General features: G+C 54.9%; 1 protein-coding gene (only partly in view). It reads left to right on the plus strand.

Translation table 11 applies throughout. The annotated features are described in order from the left end of the window. Nucleotides 1-14,040, plus strand: the 5' portion of a protein-coding gene (locus tag ABLA76_RS02600) for a non-ribosomal peptide synthase/polyketide synthase (RefSeq protein WP_348986749.1). It continues 8,604 nt past the right edge of the window; the window shows 14,040 of its 22,644 coding nt (coding positions 1-14,040); it begins with the start codon at nucleotides 1-3; its stop codon lies off the right edge, out of view.

Below are 14,040 nucleotides of genomic sequence, written 5' to 3' on the forward strand. Positions count from 1 at the left end.
ATGCCTATGCCACGCAATAGTAACAATAATATTAAATTCCCACTCAGCTCTCCCCAGCAAGTCGTCTGGCTCGACCAGATCCTCCGTCCTTATAGCACCTGCTATAACTTAGGTTCCGTGATCCTTGTTGAGGGAAAGTTGGATGATGCGCTGTTAGTTCGCGCTGTTGAGACCGTTGTTCATCGTCATGATGCATTGCGTTTACGACTCGTTAAAACTCAGGAATTACCACAGCAAGCGCTCACCGACGCCTTGCCTGTATCCGTAACAATCCACGATTTCTCAGGTTATTCTGACGCTGAAGAACAAGCAGAACACTATATCCGTACTGCCTTCATGCGTCCGTTTGATTTGTACAATGAACTATGGCGTTTTGCACTGTTACGAGTAAGTGATAACCGTTGGTACTGCCAGTTTTGCTGTCATCATCTTATTGGCGATACGACGACTTTAAGACTTATTTCCGAAGAGATAGCCAATACATATACTCGGTTAAGCAAAGGAAAGAAATCGACAAAAGCGGCCCCCTCTTATCTCGACTTGATTAATGAAGATCATGCCTATTTAAACTCGCAGCGCTATCGACAAGACCAGCAATTCTGGTCAGAGCGCTATAAAAATTTACCACCTGCTTTAATTCAGCCATCAAATTCAGGGAAAACAACAGATAGCGAACATACCGAACCTTTAATTTGGTCACTGGATAAAACGCTCTTCCAGCGAATCGAAGAGACTGTTGCTGCACATGGATTGTCTGTCCTGCATTTTATGTATGCCGCGCTGGCTTGCTATTTTTCACGTACTGCTTACTCGCTGACAAACCGTACCGAAGATGAAGATATTGTTATTGGTATTCCCGTAGATAACCGTAAAAACAGCAAACAAAAACGCACGGTGGGGATGTTTTCATCGGTGATTCCGGTCGGTATAACCGTTTCGCCCCATGATACTTTCCTTGATGTGATGAGCAAAACTGCAACAGAATTGCGGCGTTGCTACAAACATCAGCGTCTTCCCATCACAGAAATCAATCGGCTCACACAAATCCAACAACAGACCGGACGCACCCAGTTATTCGATATCATGCTGTCATTTGAGCGGACAGAAGTGAACGCCGATATACCCGACGCCACACTCAAATACGCCAAAATACAACGTGGTGCATCGTTTCCTCTTGTTATCGCTGTCCATCAATATGCTTTTGCTGACAGTGAGGATGCACAGAAACCGGTCACTCTTGAGTTTAATTTTTCACCCAATTACCTGAGTCGTGCTGAAGCGACAGCACTCCAGTCCCGCCTCATGGTGTTGATAGATGCTGCCCTGACGTCTCCTGAAACCCAGATCCGATGCTTACCCCTATTACCACTCACAGAGCAGCAACAATTACGGGTGGATTTCAATGCCACACAGATGGACTTCCCACAAGAGACCCTGATCCATCAATTGTTCGAAGCACAAATAGCAAAAACACCCAATGCAACAGCCGTCGTGTTTGCCGGGCAGTCCCTGAGCTATGACGAGCTTAACCGCCGTGCCAACCAACTGGCCCATTACCTGATTGAGCTGGGCGTGCGGCCGGATGATCGGGTCGCTATCTGTGTCGAACGCAGTCTGGAGATGATAGTCGGCTTTCTGGCTATCCTCAAAGCTGGCGGGGCTTATGTGCCGCTTGATCCCACTTACCCCACCGAACGACGGGTCTATATGCTGGAAGATGCCGCCCCTGTGGCTTTACTGACCCAAACTGCTCTGGCCCGGTCAGAGTGGCTCGCTCAGTTTAACGCTTTGCCAACGGTCTTGCTGGATAACCAAGAACCGTCTCTGGCAACACAACCTGCTGAGAACCCAGCGCCTCAAGCCTTAGGGTTGACATCCCGCCATCTGGCCTATGTCATTTATACTTCCGGTTCGACCGGGCAACCGAAAGGGGTAATGATCGAACATCATAGCCTGTGCAATCTGGTAACCACCCAGCAACATGCCCTGACACTCACGGCCGACAGCCGCGTCTTACAGTTCGTCTCCAACAGCTTCGATGCCAGTATTTGGGAATGTAGCATGGCTTTAATGGCGGGCGCTCGTCTCTATCTGGCCAAACGGACCGATCTATTGCCCGGGACCATACTGTCCGGCTACTTAGCCGATCAGGCCATCAGCCATGTTCTCTTGTCACCGACCGCGTTAGCCGCGATGGATTCCCTGCCCGATACCGTGCAAATCTTGATGGTGGGGGGAGAAACCTGTCCATCAAGCTTAGTCAAACGCTGGTCACCAGGCCGGCAAATGATCAATGCCTATGGACCAACAGAAACCACGGTCTGTGCCACACTCTATCCCTGTACCTCCTCCGCAGAGGATAATCCGCCCCCGATTGGCCGCCCGATCGCCAATACCCGGATTTATATTCTGGATGCACACGGTCAACTTGTTCCTCGCGGTGTGGCGGGAGAAATTTATATCGCGGGTGTCGGCGTGGCTCGCGGTTACCTGAATCGCCCTGAACTGACTGCCGAACGTTTCCTCACTGACCCGTTCTCTTCCACCCCCAATGCGCGGATGTACAAGACTGGCGACCTCGGCCGCTGGCTGCCCGATGGCAATATCGACTACCTCGGGCGCAATGATTTTCAGGTTAAACTACGTGGCTTCCGCATTGAACTGGGGGAAATCGAAGCCAGACTCAGCCAATGTCACGGCGTGCGCGAAGCGGTGGTGCTGGCCCGCGAAGATGAACCCGGGCAGAAACGGCTGGTCGCTTACCTGCTGCCACAGAAAGGGGTTGAATTGGTGCCCGCTGCACTGCGCCAGCAACTTGCCCAACATCTCGCTGAATATATGTTGCCCAGTGCGTTTGTCACGCTGGAGTCCTTCCCGTTGACCCCCAATGGCAAGCTAGACAGCAAAGCCTTGCCTGCCCCCGATTTATCGGCCGTGGTAGTGAGAGATTATGCCGCCCCCGTGGGCGAAATAGAAATCACCCTTGCCCAAATTTGGCAAGCGTTGTTAGGTTTGGAACAAGTGGGTCGTCACGATCATTTCTTCGAACTCGGGGGGCATTCCCTGCTTGCTACCCAACTGGTAGCACGAGTCCGCCAGCGATTAGCGCGGGAATTGCCATTACAGCAACTCTTTGAGCAACCGGTTTTGATGCATTTGGCCCAAACGCTCACCAGTGCTTCCACAATGGCTCAGATAGTGATCCCGGTCGCTGACCGCAGCCAGTCGTTACCCCTGTCCTTTGCTCAACAAAGACTGTGGTTCCTGGGGCAACTCGACCCGGCGGCCAGCCTGGCTTATCATATTCCTGTGGCATTGCGCCTGACGGGACAGCTTAACCGCCCTGCTCTGACCCGTGCATTCGACCATCTGGTCGCCCGTCATGAAAGTTTGCGTACCCGCTTTGTACTGGTTTCCGGCCAACCTTGCCAGCACATCGATTCGGCTGATATCCGTTTTGCCCTGCCCTACCAGGATCTGCGTGCATTAACGCCAGACGCCCGTAACAACCGTATTACCGAAGTCACGGCACTTGACGCGCAGACGCCTTTTGACTTTACCCAAGGTCCGCTGCTGCGTGCTCACTTACTGCAACTGACAGACGAAGAGCATGTCTTGCTGCTCACTCAGCATCATATTATTACTGATGGCTGGTCCGTCGGTGTGCTGATGCATGAACTCAGTGTTTTTTACCGCGCCATCCTTGATGGTCAAGACGTGCCTTTACCGCCTCTGCCGATTCAGTATGCCGACTATGCCGTCTGGCAGCGCCACTGGCTGCAAGAGGAAAAGGCCGCGCTCACGGCACAACGTGATTTCTGGTGCACCCAGCTTACCGGGGCACCGGCCTTACTGACACTCCCGGCTGACCGACCGCGCCCGGCAGTACAATCCTTTGTTGGCAGCCGCGTCCCTGTGCACATTGATGCCGATTTATTGGACTCACTGAAAAAACTGGGATTGTGCCATCACACCACCTTGTTTATGACAGTACTCAGTGCCTGGAGTCTGGTACTGGCCCGACTTAGCGGGCAGGATGATATCGTTATCGGCACCCCTGTCGCTAACCGTCCGCATCATGAACTGGAAGAGTTAGTCGGTTTCTTTGTTAACACACTGGCTTTACGTATTACCTTTAATGATGATCTCAGTGTGGCCGATTTGTTAGCCCAGGTTCGGGAGCGGTCACTGGCCGCTTATGCCCATCAAGATTTACCCTTTGAACAGGTGGTAGAAGCACTCCAGCCCGAACGCAATCTCAGTTACAGCCCAATTTTTCAGGTGATGCTGGCTTTAGATAATACCCCCGCCCAGACACTGGCATTTCCTGATGTCCAATGCACGCCCATTGAGCAAATGCACACCAGTGCGCATTTTGATTTGACCTTGTCACTGAGTGAAACCGAGACCGGTCTGGTCGGTGAGCTGGAATATGCCACCGATTTATTCGACACCACCACCGTTGAGCGGATAGCCGGTTATTTCAACAATGTGCTGACCGCCATGGTAGCAGATGAAACCCAGCGGATTGCCACTTTGCCGATGCTGCCCGCCTCAGAACAGCAACAACTGCTGGTGGACTTCAATGCCACTCAGGCCGATTTCCCGCAAGACGTGCTGCCCCACCAATTGTTTGAGGCACAGGCCGCCCGGCATCCCGCTAGCATTGCTGTCGTCTATGAAGACCAGACACTGAGCTATGGTGAATTAAACCACCGCGCTAACCAGCTGGCCCATTACCTGATTGCGCTGGGGGTACGTCCGGATGATCGGGTCGCCCTCTGTGCCGAACGCAGTCTGGAGATGGTGATCGGCTTACTGGCTGTCCTTAAAGCCGGCGGGGCTTATGTCCCGCTTGATCCGTCCTATCCGGCCGAACGACTGGCCTATATGCTGGAAGATGCCGTTCCGGTGGCTTTACTGACCCAAACTGCACTGGCCCGGTCAGAGTGGCTCGCTCAGTTTGACACCTTGCCAACGGTCTTGCTGGATAACCACGAACCGTCTCTGGCGACACAGCCTGCTGATAACCCAGCGCCTCAAGCCCTGGGATTGACGCACCGCCATCTGGCCTATGTCATTTATACGTCCGGTTCGACCGGTCAACCCAAAGGAGTAATGATCGAGCATCATGGCCTGTGCAACCTGATAACCACCCAGCAACATGCCCTGGCACTTACCGCCGACAGTCGTGTCTTACAATTCGCCTCCAACAGTTTCGATGCCAGTATTCTGGAATATTGCATGGCCTTAATGACGGGGGGGCGTCTCTATCTCGCCCAACGAGCCAGCCTGTTGCCCGGTGCCATACTGTCCGGCTACTTAGCCGATCAGGCCATCAGCCACCTTATCTTGTCACCCACCGCGTTGGCCGCCATGAATTCCCTGCCCGATACCCTGCAAATCTTGCTGGTGGCGGGCGAAGCGTGTCCACCGTCCCTGGTCAGACGCTGGGCGCAAGGCCGGCAGATGATCAATGCCTATGGGCCGACGGAGATCACGGTCTGTGCCACACGCTATTCCTGTGCTTCCTCCGCAGAAGATAGTTCAGCCGATAATCCGCCCCCGATCGGCCGCCCGATCGCCAATACCCGGATTTATATTCTGGATGCACAGGGTCAGCTCGTTCCTCGCGGTGTAACGGGGGAAATTTATATTGCCGGGACGGGTGTGGCTCGCGGTTACCTGAATCGGCCTGAACTGACCGCCGAGCGTTTCCTGCCTGATCCGTTCTCTTCAGAACCCGATGCGCGGATGTACAAAACCGGCGACCTCGGTCGCTGGCTGCCCGATGGCAATATCGACTATCTTGGCCGCAATGACTTTCAGGTCAAATTGCGTGGCTTCCGCATTGAACTGGGGGAAATCGAAGCCCGTCTCAGCCAATGTGATGGGGTACGTGAGGCGGTGGTCATTGCCCGCGAAGATGTACCCGGCGAAAAACGGCTGGTCGCCTACCTGTTACCACGGGAAGGGGGAGAATTGGTGCCCGCCAAACTGCGCCAGCAACTGGCCCAGCACCTCGCTGAGTATATGTTGCCCAGTGCCTTTGTCACGCTGGACGCCTTCCCTCTCACGCCAAACGGAAAACTCGACCGTCAGGCCCTGCCGACCCCCGATTTATCGGCGGTCGTGGCCCGCAACTATGAAGCCCCCATCGGTGAGACAGAAACCGTGCTGGCGCAGATTTGGCAAAAATTATTGAGCCTGAGACAAGTCAGTCGCCATGACCATTTCTTCGAACTCGGTGGTCATTCGCTGATGATTATCAGCCTGATCGAAGAGTTGCGCAATCTGGGCTGGCAACTCCATGCCCGCAGTGTATTCGCCGCCCCCATTCTGACCGATATGGCCCAGGCTATCCAACGTGATACCCATACCTTTATAGTGCCTCCCAACCTTATTCCTGAGAACTGTGCGGCCATTACCCCCGATATGCTGCCACTGGTTTCGCTGTCCCAATCCGAAATTGATGCCATCATTGATACCGTTTCCGGCGGGGCAAGTAATGTACAGGATATCTATCCACTGGCCCCGTTGCAGGAAGGTATCCTGTTCCATCATCTGTTACAGACACAAGGTGATGCCTATTTATCACGGATCGTATTTGCCTGTGACACCCGTGAACATCTTGATGCCTTTCTGGCAGCTTTACAGCAAGTTATTGATCGTCATGACATCCTGCGTACAGCGGTTTATTGGCAAGGACTGGAGCAACCGGTGCAGGTGGTCTGGCGTCAGGCATCGCTGACTGTCTGTGAATTCACCCCTGCCCAGACGGACGATATTCCGGCGCAGTTACTGGCTCACACTGATCCGGGTCAGCATCGTATTAATTTGAACCGGGCGCCCCTCTTTGTCGCTGATATCGCCCATGATCCCGCCCAAAATGAGTGGTTGCTGGTGCTGCGCTTCCATCATCTGGTCAATGACCATATGACCTCAGATCTGATTTTCGCCGAGATTGCCCAGATACGACAGGGCAATGCCAAAACATTGCCCCCCATGCTGCCCTACCGCAACTTTATTGCCCAGACATTAAGTGTGCCCGTGGCAGAGCATGAAGCCTATTTCCGTAGCCGACTGGCGGATATTGATGAACCCACCGCCCCCTTTGGGATACTCAGCGTCCCCGGCGATAGCGATAATAGTGCTATCCACGAAAATAGCCTTCTGCTTGACCCCACGTTGGCACAGGCAATCCGTACTCAGGCGCGCCGTTTCGGTGTCAGCCCAAGTGTCCTGTTCCATGTGGCCTGGGCACAGGTACTGGCCCGAACCAGCGGCCGCGATGATGTGGTGTTTGGCTCTGTGCTACTGGGCCGTTTGCAAGGTGGTGCAGGGGCTGATCGCATATTGGGGATGTTTATCAATACGCTCCCCCTGCGTCTTTCTCTGGATGGGCGCACGGTACAGGAAATCGTGCAGGAGACCTATCACAATTTAAGTACCTTGCTGGAGCATGAGCAAGCCCCATTGGCACTGGCACAACGGAGTAGTCGCGTGACCCCACCGCTACCACTGTTCAGTACCCTGCTCAATTATCGCCATAGTCAGGCTGAAAAGGATAAGTCCATTGATACCATATGGACAGAAATGCGCCTGGTTGCGGCTGAGGAACAGACCAATTATCCCATTACCCTGTCTGTGGATGACTTTGGGGACGATTTCCAGTTGACGGCCCTGACTGTCACCGACATTGCGCCCGAACGCATCAATACCTATCTGACGACGGCCATCAGCGGTTTGATCGATGCCCTGATTCACAATCCGCAACAAACGATCCGGGCTATTCCCGTCTTACCGGCGGCAGAGCGGCAACAACTGCTGGTGGATTTCAATGCTACTCAGGCCGATTTCCCGCAAGAGGCGTTGATCCACCAACTGTTTGAGGCACAGGTTGCCCAGCATCCCGCTAACATTGCTGTCGTCTATGAAGACCAGACACTGAGCTATGGTGAATTAAACCGCCGCGCCAATCAACTGGCGCACCATCTGCTGGCACTGGGCGTACAACCCGATGACCGGGTCGCCATTTGTGTTGAACGCAGCCCGGAGATGGTGGTGGGATTATTGGGTATTCTCAAGACGGGTGCTGCTTATGTACCACTCGACCCGGCTTATCCACCCGAACGGCTGGCTTATATGCTGGACGATGCGGCACCGGTAGTATTACTGACCCAGACGTCACTCATTGACAAGACCGGCACCCACCTGCCTGTCGTGCTACTTGATGCCCCTGTTTTCGACAATCACGCGGAAAATAATCCTGACGCCCAAGCACTGGGGCTGACCTCACATCATCTGGCGTATGTCATCTATACCTCTGGCTCGACCGGCCAGCCCAAAGGGGTGATGGTTGAACATCGTAATGTCGTTAGCCTGATCATCAATAATGGCTTTGCCGATATGGGACCTGACGATTGTATTGCCCATTGCGCCAATGTCTCATTTGATGCCGCCACCTGGGAAGTGTGGGCTGGCCTGGTTCATGGTGCGCGCATTCTGCTCATCCCGGAAAAGACCCTGTTACACCCCACCCTTTTTGGTCAGTGCCTGTCATCGGAAGGAGTCAGTGCCCTCTTCCTGACCACGGCCCTGTTTAACCAGTATGCAAACCTGATTGGGCCCTCCTTATCCGGTTTACGGTATGTTCTTTTTGGCGGCGAGCAGGCGGATACTCGTCCGGCCATTCGCCTCAGCACCGAATCCCCTCCCAAACATTTACTGCATGTGTATGGGCCAACGGAGACCACCACGTTTGCCACCGCCTATGAAATCCCGGCCATGGCAGATCAGGAAGTTGACGGCAAAATCCCTATCGGCCACCCAATCGCTAATACCCGGATTTATATTCTGGACGCACAGGGGCAGCCCGTTCCTTGCGGCGTTGCCGGTGAAATCCATATCGCCGGTGACGGTGTGGCCCGTGGCTACCTGAATCGGCCTGAACTCACCGCTGAACGCTTCCTGCCCGATCCGTTCTCATCAGAACCCTATGCGCGGATGTATAAAACCGGCGACCTCGGCCGCTGGCTGCCCGATGGCAATATCGACTACCTCGGGCGCAATGATTTTCAGGTCAAGTTGCGCGGTTTCCGGATCGAACTGGGCGAAATTGAGGCAAGACTGACCCAATGTGACGGCGTACGTGAGGCGGTGGTGCTGGCCCGCGAAGACGAACCCGGCGAAAAACGGCTGGTCGCTTACCTGCTGCCACAGGAAGGGATTGAACTGGTGCCGGCAGAACTGCGCCGCCAACTTGTTCAGCATCTCGCTGACTATATGCTGCCCAGCGCCTTTGTCACGCTGGACGCCTTCCCGCTCACGCCTAACGGCAAGCTGGATCGTCGGGCTTTGCCTGCGCCAGATGTATCGGCCGTGGTGGCTCAGAAATATGCCGCTCCCGTAGGCGAAATCGAAATCACGCTGGCCGAGATTTGGCAAGATCTGCTCGGCTTAGAACAGGTGGGTCGTCATGATAACTTCTTCGAACTCGGGGGCCATTCCCTGCTGGCTGTCCAGTTGGCGGCCCGCATTCGTCAACAACTGGCCCGCGAGTTGCCATTACAGCAACTTTTTGACCAGCCGCTTTTGAGCGATCTGGCCCACGCGCTGACGGATACGACAACCACCTCTCTGGTAGACATCCCTGTGGCTGACCGCAACCAGCCGTTGCCCCTGTCCTTTGCTCAACAGCGTTTATGGTTCCTCGCTCAGCTCGATCCGGCGGCCAGTCTGGCCTATCATATCCCGATGGCGTTGCGCCTGACCGGTCAGCTTCATCGCCCGGCCCTGACCCGCGCTCTTGACCATCTGGTCGCCCGCCATGAAAGCTTGCGTACCCGTTTTGTGCTGATTTCCGGCCAACCTTGTCAATATATCGATCCGGCCGATATCGGCTTTGCCCTGTCTTACCAGGATCTGCGGGCATTAACGCCAGACGCCCGTAACAACCGTATTACCGAAGTCACAGCACTTGACGAGCAGACGCCATTTGACCTGGCCCAAGGTCCGTTACTGCGAGGTCACCTGCTGCAACTGACCGATGATGAGCATCTCCTGCTGCTTACCCAACATCATATTATCTCGGATGGCTGGTCCATCGGTGTACTGCTGCATGAACTCAGTACCCTTTACCGCGCCATCCTTGACGGGCAAGAGACGCCTTTAGCGCCATTACCCATTCAGTATGCCGACTATACCGTCTGGCAGCGAACATGGTTACAAGACGCCGTTATTGCTGAACAACGTGATTTCTGGCGCAACCGGCTGGCCGGCGCACCGGCCCTACTGACATTACCCACCGACCGGCCCCGTCCCGCAGTACAAACTTATGCGGGCAGCCAGATCCCAGTCCATATTGATGCAGCCTTACTGGCTTCGCTTAAAGAACTGGGACAGCGCCATCACGCTACCTTATTTATGACGATACTCAGTGCCTGGAGCATCGTCCTCGCCCGACTCAGCGGGCAGGAGGATATGGTTATCGGTACACCGGTAGCTAACCGCCCGCATCATGAACTGGAAGGATTAATCGGGTTCTTCGTCAATACGCTGGCTTTACGTATCACGCTGGATGATACCACCCGTGTCGCTGACCTGCTCGCCCAAGTGCGGGAACACGCTTTCGCGGCCTACGCCCATCAGGATCTGCCCTTTGAACAGGTGGTGGAACTCCTCCAGCCTGAACGCAGTCTGGGTTACAGCCCAATCTTCCAGGTGATGCTGGCCTTAAACAACACACCACAGCACTTATCACTCCAAACGGCCGCGTTACCTGATCTGCAACTCTCACTCGTTGAGCAGGAACACCATAGTGCGCACTTTGATTTAACCTTCTCCCTGACCGAAACCGAAGCCGGTCTGGTCGGTGAACTGGCTTATACCGTGGATTTATTCGACGCCACAACCATTGAGCGTATGGTCGGTTATTTAACGAATGTGCTGACTGCAATGGTAGCCGATGAAACCCAACTGATTACCGCTCTGCCCATGCTGACGGCATCGGAGCGGCAACAGCTGCTGGTGGATTTTAATGCCACTCAAGTGGATTTCCCGCAAGAGGCGTTGATCCACCAACTGTTTGAGGCACAGGCCGCCCGGCATCCCGCTAGCCTTGCGGTCGTCTATGAAGACCAGGCACTGAGCTATGGTGAATTAAACCACCGCGCTAACCAGTTGGCTCATCATCTGATTGCGCTGGGCGTCCAACCCGATGATCGGATTGCCATTTGTGTTGAACGCTGTCCAGAGATGGTGGTGGGCTTACTGGCTATCCTCAAGGCAGGAGCCGCCTATGTGCCGCTCGATCCGGCCTACCCTGCCGAACGGCTGGCCTATATGCTGGAAGATGCCGAACCGGTGGTTTTACTGACCCAAACCCCATTATGTGACAAACTGAACAGCCCCTTACCTGCGGTCTTGCTGGATAGCCCGGAACCGAGCCTGGCAGCCCGGCCGACGGATAATCCCGATGTACACGCGCGGGGCCTGACATCCCGTCATCTGGCCTACGTGATTTACACGTCAGGTTCGACCGGCCAGCCGAAAGGGGTGATGGTCGAGCACGCCAATGTCACCCGCCTGTTAGCCGCCACGCAAGCCCGTTTCCAGTTTGATGACCAGGATGTCTGGACGCTCTTCCACTCGTTTGCTTTCGATTTCTCCGTATGGGAATTGTGGGGGGCGCTGGCTTACGGTGGCCGACTGGTCATTATCTCAGCAGAAAATGCCCGTTCACCGCACCGGTTTTATTCACTCCTGTGCCGTGAACACGTCACGATCCTAAACCAGACCCCCAGTGCTTTCCGCCCTCTGATTGCCGCCCAGGATGCGACTGCGCATTCCCTGCGGTGCATCATTTTTGGCGGTGAAGCCCTGGAATTACATACCCTCGCGCCGTGGGTAGAGCGCAACCCGACGGCGCAAACCCGTCTGGTCAATATGTACGGCATCACCGAAATCACCGTTCATGCTACCTATCGTGAACTCACCGAAGCCGATATCCACTCAGGGCGGGGCAGTCTGATTGGTCAGCCCTTGGCGGATCTGAGGATTTATATCCTCGATACCCACGGCCAACCGGCACCACTCGGTGTGGCGGGAGAAATCTATATCGCCGGTGACGGGGTCGCGCGCGGCTACCTGAACCGGCCTGAACTGACGGCCGATCGCTTCCTGACCGATCCGTTTTTCCCAGACTCGACGGCCCGCCTGTACAAGACCGGCGACTTGGGACGCTGGCTATCCGATGGGTCGATTGAATACCTCGGCCGCAATGATTTTCAGGTCAAGTTGCGGGGATTCCGCATCGAGCTGGGAGAAATCGAAGCCCGACTCAGCCAATGTGACGGGGTACGTGAGGCTGTGGTACTGGCACGCGAAGATGAGCCGGGACAGAAACGGCTGGTCGCCTATCTGCGGTCACGGGAGGGCGTTGAGCTGGTGCCGGCTGAACTGCGCCAGCAACTCGCCCTGCACCTTGCCGAATATATGTTACCCAGCGCTTTTGTGACATTGGACACTTTCCCGCTCACCCCTAACGGTAAACTCAACCGTCAGGCTCTGCCTGCGCCTGATTTATCCGCAGTAGTCACGCGCAGCTATGAAGCCCCCATCGGTGAGACAGAAATCGCCCTGGCTCAAATCTGGCAAAAACTCCTGAAGTTGAAACAGGTCAGCCGCCATGACCACTTCTTTGAGCTTGGCGGTCATTCGCTGATGATTGTCAGTCTGATCGAAGAGCTGCGCAATCTGGGCTGGCAGCTCGAGGTGCGCGGCGTGTTTGTCGCGCCGGTCCTCATTGATATGGCCCGGGTAATACGGCGTGAGGGCAGCACTTTTGTCGTGCCCCCCAACCGTATTCCCGAAGATTGCCCCAATATTACGCCCGATATGCTGCCTTTGGTTGCCCTGTCCCAAACTGAAATTGATGCCATCGCTACCACTGTGCCGGGCGGCGTCACCAATGTGCAGGATATCTATCCGCTCGCTCCATTACAGGAAGGTATCCTGTTCCATCATCTGTTACAGGCACAGGGGGATAATTATCTGCTGCAAAGCTTGCTCGCGTTCGATACCCGTGAACACCTCGATGCCTTTTTAGCGGCACTGCAACAGGTTATCAACCGCCATGATATCCTGCGCACCGCCATTTGCTGGCAGGCGCTGGCACAACCAGTGCAAGTGGTCTGGCGTCAGGCACTGCTGACGGTAAACATTTTCAACCCGGCTCCAACGGGTGACGTTGTCACTCAACTCAGGCATCATACCGATCCACGCCAGCATCGTATCAATTTAAATCAGGCCCCCCTCTTTGCCACCGATATCGCCTATGATCCGGCACAAGATGAATGGTTGCTGGCGCTGCGCTTCCATCATCTGGTCAGTGATCATATGACACTGGAGCTGATTCTGGCGGAAATCGCGCTGATCCTGCAAGGCAAAACGGAGAGGCTGCCAGCGGTACTGCCTTATCGCAACTTTATTGCCCAGACATTAAGTGTCCCCGTGGCAGAACATGAAGCCTATTTCCGTAGCCGGCTGGCGGATATTGATGAACCCACGGTTCCCTTTGGTGTGCTCAAAGTACACCCAGACAACGACTGCGTGACTGAGTCCCATCTCCCTGTCGCCCCTAATCTGGCCAAAGCCATCCGCACTCAGGCGCGTCGTTTAGGAGTCAGTCCGAGTGTTCTGTTCCATGTCGCCTGGGCACAGGTGCTGGCACACACCAGCGGGCGCGATGACGTCATCTTTGGCTCTGTGCTATCGGGACGTCTGCAAGGTGGCGCGGGGGCTAATCAAATACTGGGCATGTTTATTAACACGCTACCCCTGCGGATCTCCCTGAGCGGACACACGGTACAAGATATCGTGCAGGAGACCTATCACAACCTGACCACGTTACTGGAGCATGAACAAGCCCCGTTAGTGCTGGCACAACGATGCAGTGGCGTGGAGCAACCCATGCCGCTGTTCAGTAGCTTGCTGAATTATCGTCACAGCGCGTCGAATGGAACGGAAATAGGGGAAACC

This window comes from Xenorhabdus sp. SGI240, from assembly GCF_040081915.1.
GTDB lineage: Bacteria > Pseudomonadota > Gammaproteobacteria > Enterobacterales > Enterobacteriaceae > Xenorhabdus > Xenorhabdus bakwenae.